This window comes from Actinoplanes sp. NPDC024001 (genome assembly GCF_040638955.1).
Classification (GTDB): Bacteria; Actinomycetota; Actinomycetes; order Mycobacteriales; family Micromonosporaceae; genus Actinoplanes.
Map to the genome: position 1 here is coordinate 91,064 of NZ_JBEZZB010000005.1, position 15,080 is coordinate 106,143.

Annotated in this window: 15 protein-coding genes; 7 read left to right on the plus strand and 8 right to left on the minus strand. The window is 70.2% G+C overall.

Annotated elements, in window-relative coordinates; translation table 11 throughout:
• Window positions 1-8: 8 nt before the first annotated feature.
• The gene (locus AB0F81_RS04085) at window positions 9-1,064 is read right to left on the minus strand and encodes a class I SAM-dependent methyltransferase (protein ID WP_360190581.1); all 1,056 of its coding nucleotides are present in this window, start codon (window positions 1,062-1,064) and stop codon (window positions 9-11) included.
• 97 nt (window positions 1,065-1,161) lie between these two features.
• On the opposite strand from AB0F81_RS04085, the gene AB0F81_RS04090 reads away from it, so the two are divergent.
• Both AB0F81_RS04090 and AB0F81_RS04095 read left to right on the plus strand, forming a co-directional pair.
• On the plus strand, window positions 1,162-3,729 hold the full coding sequence (locus tag AB0F81_RS04090; protein ID WP_360190584.1) for an AAA family ATPase: 2,568 nt from the start codon (window positions 1,162-1,164) through the stop codon (window positions 3,727-3,729).
• Window positions 3,730-3,741: 12 nt separating this feature from the next.
• On the plus strand, window positions 3,742-4,416 hold the full coding sequence (locus AB0F81_RS04095) for an MBL fold metallo-hydrolase (protein WP_360190586.1): 675 nt from the start codon (window positions 3,742-3,744) through the stop codon (window positions 4,414-4,416).
• Between the two features lie 166 nt (window positions 4,417-4,582).
• Here AB0F81_RS04095 and AB0F81_RS04100 read toward each other — a convergent pair whose 3' ends face one another.
• The 7 genes from AB0F81_RS04100 to AB0F81_RS04130 all read right to left on the minus strand — a co-directional run bounded on the left by AB0F81_RS04100 (window position 4,583) and on the right by AB0F81_RS04130 (window position 12,181).
• Complete coding sequence (locus AB0F81_RS04100) at window positions 4,583-6,607, minus strand: PQQ-dependent sugar dehydrogenase (protein WP_360190589.1); 2,025 nt, start codon at window positions 6,605-6,607, stop codon at window positions 4,583-4,585.
• 42 nt (window positions 6,608-6,649) lie between these two features.
• Window positions 6,650-7,444 carry a LamG-like jellyroll fold domain-containing protein gene (locus AB0F81_RS04105; protein WP_360190592.1) on the minus strand — a complete coding sequence of 265 codons (795 nt, stop codon included), beginning with the start codon at window positions 7,442-7,444 and terminating at the stop codon, window positions 6,650-6,652.
• A gap of 148 nt (window positions 7,445-7,592) precedes the next feature.
• Complete coding sequence (locus AB0F81_RS04110; protein WP_360190595.1) at window positions 7,593-8,342, minus strand: ABC transporter ATP-binding protein; 750 nt, start codon at window positions 8,340-8,342, stop codon at window positions 7,593-7,595.
• Window positions 8,332-9,060, minus strand: coding sequence for an ABC transporter ATP-binding protein (locus AB0F81_RS04115; protein WP_360190598.1), 729 nt, complete (start codon window positions 9,058-9,060; stop codon window positions 8,332-8,334). Before AB0F81_RS04115 ends, AB0F81_RS04110 begins: the two co-directional genes overlap by 11 nt.
• Window positions 9,057-10,091 (minus strand): branched-chain amino acid ABC transporter permease, encoded by a 1,035-nt coding sequence (locus AB0F81_RS04120; RefSeq protein ID WP_360190601.1) that lies wholly within the window; start codon window positions 10,089-10,091, stop codon window positions 9,057-9,059. The genes AB0F81_RS04115 and AB0F81_RS04120 overlap by 4 nt, the downstream gene beginning before the upstream one ends.
• The gene (locus tag AB0F81_RS04125; RefSeq protein WP_360190604.1) at window positions 10,075-10,962 is read right to left on the minus strand and encodes a branched-chain amino acid ABC transporter permease; all 888 of its coding nucleotides are present in this window, start codon (window positions 10,960-10,962) and stop codon (window positions 10,075-10,077) included. Before AB0F81_RS04125 ends, AB0F81_RS04120 begins: the two co-directional genes overlap by 17 nt.
• 7 nt (window positions 10,963-10,969) lie before the next feature.
• A complete protein-coding gene (locus AB0F81_RS04130; RefSeq protein ID WP_360190607.1) occupies window positions 10,970-12,181 on the minus strand; it encodes an amino acid ABC transporter substrate-binding protein in 1,212 nt (403 codons plus the stop codon).
• Window positions 12,182-12,281: 100 nt separating this feature from the next.
• On the opposite strand from AB0F81_RS04130, the gene AB0F81_RS04135 reads away from it, so the two are divergent.
• The 5 genes from AB0F81_RS04135 to AB0F81_RS04155 all read left to right on the plus strand — a co-directional run bounded on the left by AB0F81_RS04135 (window position 12,282) and on the right by AB0F81_RS04155 (window position 15,063).
• Window positions 12,282-13,313, plus strand: coding sequence for a LacI family DNA-binding transcriptional regulator (locus AB0F81_RS04135; RefSeq protein ID WP_360190610.1), 1,032 nt, complete (start codon window positions 12,282-12,284; stop codon window positions 13,311-13,313).
• Between the two features lie 85 nt (window positions 13,314-13,398).
• On the plus strand, window positions 13,399-13,692 hold the full coding sequence (locus AB0F81_RS04140; RefSeq protein WP_360190613.1) for a hypothetical protein: 294 nt from the start codon (window positions 13,399-13,401) through the stop codon (window positions 13,690-13,692).
• A gap of 19 nt (window positions 13,693-13,711) precedes the next feature.
• A complete protein-coding gene (locus tag AB0F81_RS04145) occupies window positions 13,712-14,050 on the plus strand; it encodes a hypothetical protein (RefSeq protein WP_360190616.1) in 339 nt (112 codons plus the stop codon).
• Between the two features lie 3 nt (window positions 14,051-14,053).
• Window positions 14,054-14,797 (plus strand): hypothetical protein, encoded by a 744-nt coding sequence (locus AB0F81_RS04150; RefSeq protein WP_360190618.1) that lies wholly within the window; start codon window positions 14,054-14,056, stop codon window positions 14,795-14,797.
• Window positions 14,794-15,063, plus strand: coding sequence for a hypothetical protein (locus tag AB0F81_RS04155; RefSeq protein WP_360190621.1), 270 nt, complete (start codon window positions 14,794-14,796; stop codon window positions 15,061-15,063). The genes AB0F81_RS04150 and AB0F81_RS04155 overlap by 4 nt, the downstream gene beginning before the upstream one ends.
• Window positions 15,064-15,080: the final 17 nt, after the last annotated feature.

Consider the following 15,080-nt stretch of genomic DNA (forward strand, 5'->3'; position numbering starts at 1 on the left):
AGAAACGTTCAGGGGCGCGCTTCGTACGCGATGTTGAACGGCGTGTCGGCGACCCGCCGGAAGCGGGTGAAGCCCGCGTCCGTGACCAGCCGCCGGATCGGCTCCTCGCCGGCCTGGGCGCCGAGCGAGTAACCGCCCTCCTGGGAGAGCGCGCTCGGCACGCAGAGGAACGCCGAGAACGAGTAGTACGCCCGGCCGATCGGGTTGAAGTTGTCGCTGACCGACGCGCCGGCCGCCGGCTCGACGATCATCCAGGTGCCGTCCGGGGCCAGCTGGGACCGGACCCGGCGGGCGGCGCCCAGCGGGTCACCCATGTCGTGCAGCGCGTCGAACGTGGTGACCAGGTCGTACGGCCCGCCGCCGAAGGTCTGCGCCCCGGCCGCCTCGAAGTCCACCCGGCCGGCCAGCCCCGCCTCGGACACCCGCTTGCGGGCCTGATCGACCGACTCGGGGTGCATGTCCGAGCCGGTGAAGGACGACGCCGGATAGGCCTGCGCCATCAGCACCGTCGAGGCGCCGTGCCCGCAGCCCACGTCGGCGACCCGGCAGCCCCGCCGCAGCTTCTCCTCGACCCCTTCCAACGCCGGCAGCCATTCGCTGACCAGGTGGGCGCTGTACGCCGGCCGGAAGAACCGCTCACAGCCGGTGAACACGTCCTCGTCGTGCTGATGCCAGCCCAGCCCGGCCCCGGTCCGGAACGCCTCGGTGATCCGCGGTTCCGCCCGCAGCGCTCCGAGGGCCAGCTGGAACGCCCCGGGCGCGAAGATCGGCCCGTTCGGGTCGGTCAGCGCGAACGCCTGCTCCTCGGTGAGCGAGTACCTGCCGGTCGCCGCGTCGTACTCGGCGTAGCCACCGGCGGCCTGGCCGCGCAGCCACTCCTCGACGTAGCGGGGTGCGGTGCCGGTGCGGCGGGCCAGTTCCTCCGGCAGGGCGGGCCCCTCGGCCAGACCCCGGTACAGGCCGAGCCGGTCACCGACGACGACGCCGCCGGCGGCCATCGTGGCGGCGACGTCGCCGACGAACTTGTGCACGAATTCCATCAGTTTCGCTTCGTTGATTGTCATGCATTCGTTTCTACGGGCCCCGCTGGCTGCGGAAATCGGTGTCGGATACCTAGCTCGGGCGCCGCGGTCACCTAGTCCGGTACCTAAGATCGGCGCCATGGCACGGGCCCTGCTGGAACGCGATCACGAATTGACCGAGCTGGGCGCCGCCGCGCGGCGGGCGCTGGACGGCCAGGGTTCCGTCGTGCTCGTCACCGGTGAGGCCGGGATCGGCAAGTCCAGTGTGGTCGAGGCGGTCCGGTCGGTGCTGCCGGCGGAGGGGCGCCTGCTGGTCGGCTACTGCGACGACCTGGCCACCCCGCGGGTGCTCGGCCCGCTGCGCGACCTGATCGGCAAGGTGGGCACCTCGCTCACCGAGGCGCTTACCTCCGGTGACCGGGCCCAGGTGTTCGAGGCGTTCCGCGCCGAGCTGGACTGGCCCGGTCACCCCACCGTGCTGGTGGTCGAGGACCTGCACTGGGCCGACGACGCGACCCTCGACGTGCTGCGCTTCCTGGTGCGGCGGATCGCCGCACTGCCGGCGGTGCTGGTGGCGACGTACCGGGACGACGAGATCGGCGCCGACCACCCGGTGCGCGGGCTGCTCGGCGTGACCGGCGCGCCGATGCGCCGGTTGCCGCTGACCCGGCTCTCCCGTGGGGCGGTGCGCAGCCTGGTCGGCGACCAGGACGCCGACCGGGTCTTCGCGATCACCTCGGGGAACCCGTTCTTCGTCACCGAACTGCTCGGCGCCGGCGACGCCGACAAGGTGCCGGCCACGGTGACCGAGGCGGTGTACGCCCGGTTGCGGACCCTCCCGCCGGACTGCCGGGACGCCCTGACCCGGCTGGCCGTGGTGCCGTCGACAGTGGAGCGCTGGCTGGTCGAGGCGATCGTGCCCGGCGGGCTGGACACGCTGGTCCCGGCCGAGCAGCGGGGCATGCTCACGGTGACCCCGGCCCGGGTGGGTTTCCGGCACGAGTTGATGCGGCGTGCCGTGGAGGCGTCGCTCACCGCCTCCAACCGGATCACTGCGAACCGCGCGGTGCTCACCGCCCTGCTGGAGCGCGGCGGCGCCGACCTGTCCCGGCTGGTGCACCATGCGGACGAGGCCGGCGACGCCGACCTGATCGTGCGCTATGCGCCGGCCGCGGCGGCCGAGGCAGCCGCCGCCGGCTCGCACCGGGAGGCCGTGGCGCACTACCGGCTGGTGCTGCAGCACCGTTCCGCGTTTGCTCCGGCCGAGCGCGCCGGCCTGCTGGAGGCGTACGCCGAGGAGTCCTACATGCTCGGCATGGCCGAACCGGCCGTGACCGCCCAGCGCGAGGCGGTCGCCCTGCGCCGCGGCCTGCCCGACCGGGCCGCCCTCGGCCTGGCTCTGCGCCGGCTCAGCCGGTTGTACTGGTACTGGAACGATCGGCCCGCTGCGGAGGCGACCGCGGTCGAGGCGGTCGACGTGCTGGAGGGCGCGGGCGACGACGCCGCGCTCGCCTTCGGTCTGAGCAATCAGTCGCAGCTCTACGCGCTGGGCGGGCAGAACGCGGCCGCGGTGGCGGTGGGGGAGCGGGCGATCGAGCTGGCCCGGAAACAGAGAGAGCCCGGGATCCTGTCGCACGCACTGAACAACGTCGGCTTCGCGGTCTGGGACACCGACGACGTGCGGGGCCGCAAGCTGCTCGAGGAGAGCCTGGCCGTCGCGATCGCCGCCGGCGAGGCCGACCACGCCTGCCGGGCCTACGCCAACATCGGCTGGTACCTGATCTACAACTGGCAGTTGGATGAGGCGAGCCGGCTGCTGGACGAGGGCCGGGCCTACGCCGAGCGGACCGAGCTGATCGGCTTCCTGACCTACCTGCACATCACCAGCGCGATGCCGTTCCTGCTGCGCGGCGAGTGGGACGAGGCGGAACGGCACGCCCGCTGGGAGTCCGGGGCGCCGGCGATGATGCGTACCCCGGCCCTGGTCGTGCTCGGTCTCGCCCGGATCCGCCGCGGCCTGCCCGGCGGCGAGGAATTGATCGCGGAGGCCTGGGAGATCGCTCAGAGCATCGGTGAGGCTCAGCGGATCGGTCCCGCGGGCGCGGCGATGGCCGAGGCGGCCTGGCTGCGCGGCGACGCCGCGGCCGCCGGCCGGCTGCTGCCGGTCTTCCGCCGGGCGCGGGCGGCGGAGGGCGGCCATCGGCTGGGCGCCTTTGCCTACTGGTTGCACCGGCTGGGCGCCGACGTCCCGCTTGCCGAGCCGTACGCGATACAGGCGCACGGCGACCCGAGAGAGGCGGCCGATTTCTGGGAACGGGCCGGCTGCCGCTACGACCAGGCGGTGGCGCTGAGCCACAGCACGGACCCGGACGACCTGCTCACCGCGGTCCGGCTGCTCGACGCGCTGGGCGCCGACCCGCTCGCCCGCCGGGTCCGGTCCCGCCTGCGGCAGCTGGGGGTGGCCCGGATCCCGCGCGGACCGCAGCCGGGTACCCGAGGCAATCCGGCCGGGCTGACCGGCCGGCAGGCCGAGGTGCTGCGCCTGCTCGCCGAGGGGCTGAGCAACCCGGAGATCGCCGCCCGGCTGGTGCTGTCCACGCGTACGGTCGACGCCCACGTGGCCGCCGTGTTCACCAAGCTGGCCGCCCGCACCCGGCGCGAGGCCGTGGCGAAGGCCCGTGAGCTGGGGTTGCTGTCCACCGGCTGACACAATGATCAGGTGCGAGAGGTGGTCGACGGGGTCTTCGAGCTCCGGCTGGGGTACGTGAACGTGCACGTGGTCGTCACCGACGACGGTGTGGTGCTGGTCGACACCGGGTTGCCGGGCCGGTCGCCGCTGATCGAGCGGGCACTGCGCTCGATCCGCCGTCCGCTCGGCGAGGTGAGCACGATCCTGATCACCCACCACCACCCGGATCACGTGGGCAGCCTCGCCGACCTGCGTGAACGCACCGGGGCCCGGGTGATCGCGCACGCCGCGGACGCGCCGGACATCACCGGGGCGAACCCGCCGGCCACGCCGACCGGCCTGTTCGGCAGGCTGGCCGCCCGGGTGATCGGCACGGTCCAGCCGACGAAGATCGATCAGCTGATCAGTGCGGACACCTCGGAGCCGCTGCCCGGGTTCACCGCCCTGCACACACCGGGGCACACTCGCGGGCACGTTTCGTACCTGTTGGATCGCTCCGGTGGGGTGCTCTTCGCCGGCGACGCCGCGGGCAGCCGGCGGGGCCGGGTGACCGGCCCGCCCCGGGTGGTGACCGCGGATCCGGTGCGGGCCGGGCACAGCCTCGCGCGGCTGGCCGAGCTGGAGTTCGAGCATGCGGTGTTCGGTCATGGCCGGGCTGTCTCCGGCATGGCCGTCGAGGCCTTCCGCAAGGCCGTATCCGGCTGACGCCCAGTGCTGCCTCAAGCGCGCTGAAACGACACTGCCGGTCAGCCCGGCTCCCCGGGCTGACCGGCAGTGCTCCCTCCGGGCGCGGGACGCGACCCTGCCCGTCAGCCGGCAACCCGAGCTGACCGCCAGTGCTCCCTCCGGGCGCGGGACGCGACCCTGGCGGTCAGCCGGCTGGGGTGCCGGTGACGGTGAAGTTCCGGGTCCGGCCGATGTTGTCGAACGAGCCGAACCCGACCCGCCCCGAGGTGAACGTCCTGTCCACCGCCGTCATCACCGGGTCACGCTCGCCGTCCACGTAGACCGCGATCTCGCCGCTCGCCGGCAGATGCTTGACCTTGACGTCGTGCCACGCGGCATCGGTGATCGCCGGGTTGGCGCCCCGGGACCGCCCGTTCCACTGGTAGTCGATCCGTTCCCGGTCGGCGTTGTTCACCTTGAAGATCCCGTTGTGCGGATAGATCGTGTTGTCCGACGAGAGATGCGCGTAGTAGAACTCCGTGTCCGACCGGTAGCCGAACACGATGATCACGTCCCGGTTGGAGATCTCCACCGGGGTGTCCAGCCGGACGTCCGCGTGGATTTCCACGCTGCCGAACGCCGGTCCCTTCGTCAGGACGGCGTACTCGAACGGCCGCCGCGGACCGGGCCGCTCGACCCCGGCCTCGGCCAGGATCACCTCACGGTTGGTGAACTGCCACTTCGCCGGGGTCACCGGCGCCCAGTTGGCCGCACCCGCGGTGTGCGTCACCCGAGTGTGCCCGACCGGTCCGGCCGCGAACGTCCTCAGGCCGGTCACCTTCCAGATCTTCCCGTTGGCCTTCGCCAGGATGTAGAGCTCACCCCGGCTGTCCGTGCCGAACCGCAGGTCGACCCGCTCCGGGTCACCCGGCGCGCCGGGCGACGAGAGCTGCTGCATCCGCACCGACTCGCCGGCGGAGTTGAACAGGTGCATCCGGTGAATCGTGGCGGGCCTCCCGCCGCGGCGCATCTCGCTCACCTCGGTGTAGAAGACGTATCCCGCGACCAGGTCGCCGAAGACGTATTTGCCGCGCAGCGCGGGGATGTCCGTGCCGCGGTAGACGAAGCCGCCGGCCACCGCGACACCCACGTCGTCCCTGCAGTTCCAGCCCGGCGCCGGGTTGTGGTCGTAGACCGCGACCGGGTAGTCGTAGCCGTACTGCGCGTCGTCGGCGGGCAGCGGGTAGAGGCGGTCGCAGACGTTGGTGGCGGCCCGGTCGAAGAGCAGGTATCCCTCGCGCTCGCTCCAGCCCCCGTTGTCGCCCTTACGTACCTCGTAGATGGCCTCGGTCGACTTCTCCCCGATGTGGCCGAGGTACATCCTCCCGGTGGCCCGGTCCCAGCTGAACCGGTGCGGGTCGCGGTAGCCGTACGCCCAGATCTCGCCGAGCGCGCCGGCCTGGCCGACGAACGGGTTGTCGGCCGGGATGCCGTACCTGCCGTTGGCCGAGTTGGTGCCCGCCGGGTCGATCCGGAGCAGTTTGCCGTGCGGGATGGCGAGGTTCTGCGGGTCGGTGGTGCGTACGCCGATCCCGCCGTCCCCGACCGCGAGATAGAGCTTGCCGTAGTCGGCCGAGCCCGGCCGCGCGGTGGGGTTGAAGTTGATCTCCTGGACGCCGTGGATCTGGCCGGCGAAACCGAACCGCACGATCTCCCGCCGGGTGCCGGCGAAGGTGCCGGCGGCCGGGTCGGTGGCCGTCCACTCGTTGATCACGCCGTGGAACAGCGTGGTCCCGGACTGCTGGAAGTCCGGCACGGCCGTGGTCAGCGACGCCTGCTCGGTGTGGATCGTGTAGAACAGGCCGTTGTTCTTGAAGTCGGGATGGAAGGTGACGTAGCCGAAGCCCTGGCCGAGGCCGCGGCCGGAGAAGAACTGCGGCGCGAAGGTGGCGGCCACGTCCAGGTAGACGTGGGGTACGCCGTCCTCGACCAGGTACAGGTTGCCGTTGAGGTCGGGCACCGCCCGGCGGCCGGACCCGTCCGGCACCTCCATGATCGTGTTGATCCGGGCGATCCGGTTGAGCCGCTGATCGGTCAGCGGCGGGTTGGTGAACGATTGCGGGAACTGCGCGTACTCCTCGAGCACGAGGCCCAGCCGGGACATCACCGGCTCGTGGGGGACCGGGTCGTCGATCGCCTCGGCGGCGTAGGCCGGACTTGGCAGACCCACTAATGTGGAGAATAGTAATAAAACGACTAAGCGGCGCATGAATTACCCCCGGGTCTTCATGAAGCGGTACTGGTTCGCGACCTCCCGGGCCGTCAGTGAGCGGTCCAGGAACATCAGCGCGTCCATCCGGCAGTCGCACGGGTTGCGCTCGACGGTGTTCTGCGGGAAGCTCCCGCCGATCTTGATGCCGCGCGGGTCGGTCGCGGTGGTGACGTGCGGACCGGGCCCGGCGACCTGCCACGGGTCACCCGCGACCGTGTAGAAGCCCTCCACCGGCACGCCGTTGCGGTAGAGCGCCATGGTTGCGGTGTTGAAGTCGAACGTGGCGGCGAGATGCACCCACTGGTCCTTGGGCAGCAGGGTCTGCCAGTCGGCGCTCGCCGCGAACGTCTGCGAGGCGCCGCCGTCCAGCCGCCGTCCCAGGGCGACCAGGCGCAGCGTGCCCTGCACGTCGATCAGTTCGAGCAGGGCGCGCACCGCGTGCCCGTCGGAGTCACCGGTCAGGACGCCGGCCAGCCCGATCGCGTTGAACCGGTCGTCCGGGGCCGGCGTGACCGTGTTGAGCGCCGGGCCGTCCATCGAGCGTTTGAACCAGCCGGCCACCGTGGTGCCGCTGACGGCGTTGAAGGCGCGCAGCGTACGCACGCCGGTCGGTGAATAGATGCCGGCTTTCCAGTCGTCGTTCGACAGGGAAAGCCCGACCTGGCGGGTCTGCAAGGCCCGCCGTGCGCCCGGGTAGGCGGAGTCGACGACGCGCTGATCCGCGCCGCCGTTGATCAGCTCGATCTCCGTGGACGACCGGCCCTGGTCCCGTTCGAGGGCCGGATCGTCAGGCATCGGATGATCGAAGTCGTAGAAGGCGATCAGATCGGATCGCAGGGATGGGTGTACGTCACGCGGACCGTGATCGCCCGCATTGACCGGTGTTCCGATGGCCAGGATCAGTACCGCAGAGACAGCAATCGCGAGTCTCATGGGCGACCTTTCAGATCTTCGGCTGTACCGGAGGTTCGGCGGGACGCCCGCCGAGATAGAGCTCCCCGAGCTGCGGATCGGCCAGAAGCTGCCGGGCGGGCCCGGAGATGTGCACGCGCCCGAGATCGAGCACGCACCCGAGGTCGGCGGTCTCCAGCGCGCGCCGAGCGTTCTGCTCCACCAGCAGCACCGCGGTCCCGGCGTCACGCATCCGCACGACCTGTGCGAACACCGTGCTGGTCGCTTTGGGGTCGAGACCCATCGACGGCTCGTCGAGCAGGACGACCTTCGGGTCGACCATCAGCGACCGGGCGAACTCCACCTGTTTCTGCTGCCCGCCGGAGAGCAGCCCGGCGAGCGATCCCCAGCGGTCCGCGACCACCGGGAAGACCTCTTTCACGAAGGCCACACGCTCGGCGACGCGGGCCTTGTCACGCATCGTGTACGCGCCGAGCAGCACGTTCTCCTCGACGGTCATCTCGCGGAAGACGCTGTGGCCCTGCAGCACCAGCGACACCCCGGCGGCGAGCATCGCCTGCGGTCCGCGGCCGGTGACGTCCGCGCCGCCGACCTCGACCCGTCCCTCGCGCGGCCGGAGCAACCCGCCGGCCACCTTGAGCACGGTCGACTTGCCGGCCCCGTTCGGCCCGACCAGGCAGACGATCTTCCCGGCCGGCACCTCGACGCTGAATCCGCGCAGCACCGGCGCGGCCCGCCCGTAACCCGCCACGATGTCGGTCAGTGCCAGCTCAGACGCCAAGGTATGCCCCCAGGACTCGCTCGTCGGTGCGGATCACCGAGGGCGGGCCCGCGGCGATCGGCCGCCCGCGGTCGAAGACCACGATGTGATCGCTGATGCTCATTACCAGGTCCATGTTGTGCTCGACGATCACGAAGGTCCGGCCCTCCGCGTTCAGCTCGCGGATCAGCGTCCCGATCCGTTCGAGCAGCGCCGGGTTCACCCCGCCGGCCGGCTCGTCGAGCAGCACCGTCTCCGGCTCGGCCATCAGCACCCCGGCCAGCTCCAGCAGTTTCTGCTGGCCCCACGACATGTCCCGGGCCTCGGAGCCGGCCAGATGCTCGATGCCGAGCCGGGTCAGCCAGCCCATTGCCCGCTCGATCTCGGCACGGCCGCGCGCGCTGCGCAGTCCCCCGGTCAAACCCCGCGGGGGTACGGCGGCAAGCACGTTCTCCAGCGCGGTCATCCGGGGGAACGTGCGGCACAGCTGGAACGTCCGCCCGACGCCGGCCCGGGCGATCCGGTGCGGCGCCCTGCCGGTGAGGTCCCGCCCCCGGTAGGTGACCCGCCCACCGTCCGGTTTGATCATGCCGGTCACGCAGTTGAAATAGGTCGTCTTGCCGGACCCGTTCGGCCCGATCAGCGCGTTCACCTTCCCCGGCTGGAAGTCGACCGTGGCCCCGTCGAGAGCCGTCACCCCGCCGAAGGCCTTGCGCAGCTCGGTGGTCGCGAGGCTCATTTGGTCCCTCCCGCTTTCTGCAGCCGCTGCTCGCGCAGTTCGGCCGCGCTGACCTCGCGGATCGACGTCTGGTTCGACCGGGAGAACCGTTTGATCAGATCGCCGATTGCGGGCAGCACCCCGTCCGGCATGAAAAGCACCACCAGAGCCAGCAGCAGACCGGTGGTCACGAGATGCATGGGGGTGTCGCCGTATTGGACCTTGAAGTACTCCAGCGCGCTGCCCACGATGAGCGCCCCGGCGACCGGCCCGAACAGCTGCCGCACGCCGCCGAGCAGCGCCATCAGCACCAGGTAGGAGCCGGTCAGGATGGAGAACTGGAAGACCGGGTCCAGGTCGCCGAACCACAGCGCGTAGAGACCACCGCCGAGCGCGGTGAACACCGCCGAGACCACAAAAACGATCAATTTGTACGCGTACGTCGCGGTCCCGAGGGCTTCGGCCTTGTCCTCGTCCTCCCGGATCGACTTGAGGCCCAGCCCGAACCGGGACCGGTCGATCAGCCACCACGTGAGCAGCGCGAGCGCCAGCAGACCGGCGAAGAGGAAGTAGAAGATCCGGTGGTGCTCCGGCCGGGTCACCGAGAACGGCCGCGGCACCACCAGCCCGCGGGAACCACCGGTGACCGACGCCCAGCTCTGGAAGACCAGCAGCATGATCAGCACCAGGGCGATCGAGACGATCACGAACGAGGCCCCGCGGACCCGCAGCGCGGCCAGCCCGATCGGCACCGCGAGCAGCCCGACGAAGAGCCCGGCCAGCGCCAGCGCCAGGAACGACGGCACTCCGGCTTTCGCGGCGAGCAGACCGGTCGCGTACGCCCCGAGCCCGGCCAGCGCCCCGTGCCCGAGGGAGATGTATCCGGTGAAGCCACCCACGAAGTTCCACGAGGTGGCGAGGACGGCGTAGTAGACCACCAGCACACCCGCCGACAGGATGTACGGGTTCGGGGCGAGGCTCGGGAACGCCAGCACGGCGACCGCGAGCAGCAGAATCGCGACGAGCTTGAGGATCCTAGAAGCGTTGGGCAAGGCGACCTCCGAAGAACCCCTGTGGTCGGATCGCGAGGGTCGCGAAGAGCGCCACGTAGAAGACCGTCTGCGCCCAGGTGGTGCCCATCGGGATCTGCAGCAGGCTCTGCGCCATCCCGAGCACCATCGCCGCGATCGCCGCCCCCGGCACACTGCCCAGCCCGCCGACCACGATGATCGCCATCAGCGGGCCGATCCAGTGCCAGTGCAGCGACGGGTAGATCGTGGTGTCCAGCGACAGCGCGGTGCCGCCGACCGCCGCGGTGGCCAGGCCGATGCCGAAGCCGTACCCGGCCACCCGGTCGGTGTCGATGCCGAGCAGCCGGGCCGCGTCCCGGTGCTGGATGGTCGCGCGCAGTGCCCAGCCGAACCGGGTGCGCTTCATCAGCACGTACAGCGTGGTCAGCGCGACCACGGCGAGCCCGAAGGCGATCAGCTTGACCACCGCGACCCGGGCGCCGAACACCTCGAAGCTGGCCGAGCCGTAGCCCAGCTGGACGCGCCGCTGCGTGCCGGTGAACGCGTACCCGAGCAGACCCTCGATGAGCAGGGCGATCGCGAACGTCAGCAGCACCGACATCATGGTCAGGGTGGCCGGGCGCAGGCGGGTGAGCAGCAGCCGCTGCAGCCCGACGCCGGCCGCGAAGAAGAGCGGGACGGTGCCGAGCATGGTCAGCAGCGGATCCAGCCCGGCCCGCTCGTGCAGCCACCAGCCCAGGTAGGCGGCGAGGATCAGGAACGCCGAGTGGGCGATCATCACCACCCGCATGATGCCGAAGTAGAGCGTGAGCCCCGAGGCGAGCAGGGCGTAGAGGCCGCCCAGCAGGATCCCCAGGAGCACACTCTGGAACAGCAGCGCGCCGGAGGGCATCAGCGACTCACCAGGCCGGCTTCGGGAAGACGAACTCGGCCTCCTTGACGTCGGCCGGCAACACGATCTTGATGTCGCCGCCGACCCACTGCTGGATCATGTGAGCACCCTTGGGTTTGCCGGTGCCGTCCCAGGACAGTGGACCGACCACGGTCTCCACGGTGTTCGCGCGTACCCAATCCACCAGTTTCTTCTGGCAGTCGCCCTGCTCGGCGCAACCCACCGCGGTGACCGCGGCCGCCACCACCTGGCCGGTGGTGTAGCCGTTGGCCTGGTCCTCCTCCGGTGCCTTGCCGAACTGCGCGGTGAACTTCTCGACGAACTCCTTGTTGCTCGGGTACTGCGCGTCCTGGCTGTAACCGGTGGGGGAGAGGATCCCCTCGGTCTTGTTGCCGACCGCCTTGGCGAACTCCGGGTTGGTCGGCGCGGTGGAGAACGCGGCCAGTTTCGGCTGGTAGCCGAGCTGCTGCAGGGCCACGATCAGGTTCACGCCGTCCTGGTGCTGCGAGCCGCCGACCAGCACGTCGGCCTTGGCGTCGGCGACCTTCGCCGCGATGCCGCTGAAGTCGGTGGTGTTCGGCGGGTAGACCTCGTTCACCACGGTCCTGACCCCGCCGGCCTCCAGTTTCTCCTTCAGCCCGTACGCCGTACCCTGCGCGAACGGATCGTCCATCGCCGCGTAGGCGGCGGTCTTGGGCCGCTGGTCGGCGGGCATCGCCAGGATGTGTTCGGCCAGGTGGTTGTAGTGGTCGTTGGCGACCGCGGGAGCCGCGTAGAAGAGGTTCTTGAAACCCTGCTCGAAGACCTCCTTGGCGGCGCCGGCCGGCTCGACGAAGAGCATCCCGTACTCCTCGGCGACGCGGGCGGAGGGCACGACGAGGCGGGTGGAGAACGGGCCGAAGACCAGATCGACCTGGTCCTTGCCGATCAGCTGCTCGTAGTCGGCGACGACCCGGTCCGCGTTGGACTGGTCGTCCAGGATCTTCAGCTCGACCTGGCGGCCGAGCAGCCCGCCGCTGTCGTTGACGATCTTCGCCCAGGCCTCGTAGCCCTGCTGGACGCCCTTGCCGGGCTCGGAGAAGTCGCCGGTCAGCGGCAGCGAGATGCCGACCACGATCGGGTCGTCAGTGGACTCGCCGGAATCGTCCCCGCCCCCTCCGGAGCAGGCGCCAAGTGTCAGGATCATGGCCGCGGCCAGGGCTTTCGAAGCTTTTGACATCCTCGGACGCTCCTCTGCACCGAGTGCGAAAGCGCTTCCGTAAGCGCTTTCGTACTCTATGCTGTGATATTGATCACCAGCAATAGTGTGGGAGTGGTCGATGCCGAAACCGGGCCCCGGGCTGCGCCTCATCGACGTGGCCGAACGAGCCGGCGTCTCGCTGGCCACCGCGTCACGCGCCCTGGCCGGCCGTGACGGTGTCAGCGAGCAGGTGGCGAACCGGGTCCGCGAGGTGTCGCGGGAGCTCGGCTACGTCGCCAACCCGTTCGCCCGCACCCTCGCCGGGGGCGCCAGCTCCACCGTCGGCCTGATCGTGCACCAGGTCGACGACCCGTACTTCTCGGAGATCGCCGGCGGCGTCATCAAACTCGCCGACGAGCAGAACCTGCTGGTGCAGATCTGCCACTCCGGCCGCGACCCGGAACATGAGCTGCGCCAGATCCGCAACCTGATCGCCCAGCGCGTCGGCATCATCATCGTGGCCGGCTCCGGTTACGGCGACCCGCGCGTGGAGGCCGAGGCCCGTACCGTCCTGGCCGGATATCAGCGCGGCGGCGGCCGGGTCGCGGTGATCGGCCGGCACGCCCTCGGCGCCGACGCGGTCCTGCCCGACAACGAGGCCGGCGGCCGCGCCCTCGGCGAGCACCTGCTCCAACTCGGCCACCGCCGGATCGCCCTGGTCGCCGGCCCCCCGGAACTGAACACCGTGACCGACCGGATGGCCGGTGTGGCCGCCGCACTGCGTTCCTACGGCCTGTCACTCGACGACATGCCGGTCGTGCACACCGACTTCGTCCGCGAGGGCGGCCGCGTCGCCACCGAGAAGATCCTGCGCGAGCGCCTCGACACCACGGCGATCATCGCCCTCAACGACGCCATGGCGATGGGCGTCCTCGCCGTCCTGCGTGAACGCGCCATCCCGGTGCCGCAGCGGATGTCCGTGGTCGGCTTCGACGACGTCTCCGTCGCCGGCGACCTCTCGCCCAGCCTCACCACGGTCCGCCTGCCGATGACCGAGATGGGCCGGATGGCCCTGGAGCTGGCCCTGAAGCCCCCGACGAGCCGCCCCCGCAAGCGCGCGACCGGCCAGGAGTTGATCGTCAGAAACTCGACGGGCCCGGCACCTCGATGAGCATGCCGTCTTCGGCCGGCTTTTGAACCGGCTACTGCCCGGTGCGGGTACTCCCCTGTGACTGCCCGCGAGAACTGGAGGGCCCGTGGGACTGGATGACCCGACACACGAGTTGCGCTGGTACCTCAGCCTGGCCGTGCTGTTCTTCGCGGTCGGCCCCGTGGTCGCCCTCGCGCTGGTGGCAAGCGATGCCGGAGCGGCCGGCGCATGGGCGCCGGTGCTCGTAGCCGTGCCGATCAATCTCGTCGGCGCCGTCTTCGCCGTGATGAGCATGTCGACTCGTGACTCCCGGATCTCCGCGAGGCGGCTGGCCACAGCCGTCGGAGTGGTGCTGCTCGGTGATATCGCATTGTTCGGGATCCGGGCACTCGTCGCCTGAGTAAACGGAAGTGGGAACGATGACCGCTCTTCGCGTCCACCCACCGGCCTTGGACAGCTATGCCGGCTTGATCCGCAGGGCTGCCGACGACGCTCGCGAATTCCGGACTTACCTCGACGCCTACGTGCCGGAAATCTCGCCGGTGACCGGCGGGATCATCAACCCGCTGACCTACGAGCACCTCACCGTCCGCCGGACGCTCGTCGCCATGCTCGACGAACTCGTGGGGTTGCTGGACGCCTCACAGGCCGGAGTCGATGACGCATCCATGGTGTACCGCGAGACCGATCAGGCGGCTGCCGCGTCCCTGGACTCTGCCTTTCCCGGCGTCGAGCGACCAGACCCCGACAGGAGCTGAGCGATGTTCAGCGACGCTACCGATCCCCTGCGGCGGTTGACGAACCCGGAAGAGCACAGCGAGTCGATACTCGGTCAGCCGTTCTCCAACGTCTCTGTCGCGCTGGACTGGCTCAGCCCGTCGCACGTGGTCAATGAGCTGGTCAAACAGACGACCGGACACGATGTCTTCGGAGAGGCCGCGGCAGCGTTCGCCGGTGACTGGGAGCTGGTCTGGCAGTGTGCCGGTGCTTTTCGCAACCTTGCCGGCGCGTTGCAGGACCTCGGTATCAACCTTTCCTGCGGCAATGTCGAGCTCGATCTCTCCTGGGACGGCAATGCCGCCGACGCGGCCTTCACGTACTTCGCCGGGCTGAGCGCCGCGGTCAGCGAACAACAGGTTCCGCTCAACGAACTCGCGAAGGCCTACGAGACCGCCGCCGAGGGGACCTACCGCCTCATGGAGGGAGTGTCCGGGATCCTGAAGGACATCTCCGACGCTGCGATGATCGCGGCCTTGGCCGCATATGCCGGAACCGCGTCCTTCGGGACGGGAGTCGGTGCCGTCACCGGGTGGGGCATCGCTGCCTATGAGGCTTATCGGATCGCCACGCTGACGGAGCGGGCGCGGAAGTTGATAGCGACCGGATCTGCCATCGTCAGCGGCGCCACCGGATACGTCCAGTCGGCGGCGGCCGACGTGGATGTGCTGGCGCAACATCGGTTGCCTCAGAGCGCCTATCACCATCCTGGGACGGCGCTGCCATGAGCCCGGGTGAAGAGCGACTCGTCGAGCGGCTCCTGGTTCATCTTCACCGCGAGGCCGGTGACGAGCGTATCCGTGAACTGGCGGGTGAGGTGCTGGGCGGACGGATCAGCTTGATCGCGGCAATGAGGGCGTCGGCCTACGCCGAGGCATTCGAGCCGTCCCTGTCCGGCTTCACGAACTGGTACCGAAACCTCGAACCCCAGGAACTCGCCGAACACGTGGGGCGCTGTCGAGCCGAGATCGACGACTTGGCGGACCAGGATTGACTGGTCCGCTCGGCCGT

Coding starts and splice junctions, on each gene's coding strand:
- AB0F81_RS04155 (WP_360190621.1), top strand. CDS start 14,794: ATGAGCCCGGGTGAAGAGCGACTCGTCGAGCGGCTCCTGGTTCATCTT.
- AB0F81_RS04090 (WP_360190584.1), top strand. CDS start 1,162: ATGGCACGGGCCCTGCTGGAACGCGATCACGAATTGACCGAGCTGGGC.
- AB0F81_RS04105 (WP_360190592.1), bottom strand. CDS start 7,444: ATGCCTGACGATCCGGCCCTCGAACGGGACCAGGGCCGGTCGTCCACG.
- AB0F81_RS04150 (WP_360190618.1), top strand. CDS start 14,054: ATGTTCAGCGACGCTACCGATCCCCTGCGGCGGTTGACGAACCCGGAA.
- AB0F81_RS04135 (WP_360190610.1), top strand. CDS start 12,282: ATGCCGAAACCGGGCCCCGGGCTGCGCCTCATCGACGTGGCCGAACGA.
- AB0F81_RS04130 (WP_360190607.1), bottom strand. CDS start 12,181: ATGTCAAAAGCTTCGAAAGCCCTGGCCGCGGCCATGATCCTGACACTT.
- AB0F81_RS04125 (WP_360190604.1), bottom strand. CDS start 10,962: ATGCCCTCCGGCGCGCTGCTGTTCCAGAGTGTGCTCCTGGGGATCCTG.
- AB0F81_RS04085 (WP_360190581.1), bottom strand. CDS start 1,064: ATGACAATCAACGAAGCGAAACTGATGGAATTCGTGCACAAGTTCGTC.
- AB0F81_RS04145 (WP_360190616.1), top strand. CDS start 13,712: ATGACCGCTCTTCGCGTCCACCCACCGGCCTTGGACAGCTATGCCGGC.
- AB0F81_RS04115 (WP_360190598.1), bottom strand. CDS start 9,060: ATGAGCCTCGCGACCACCGAGCTGCGCAAGGCCTTCGGCGGGGTGACG.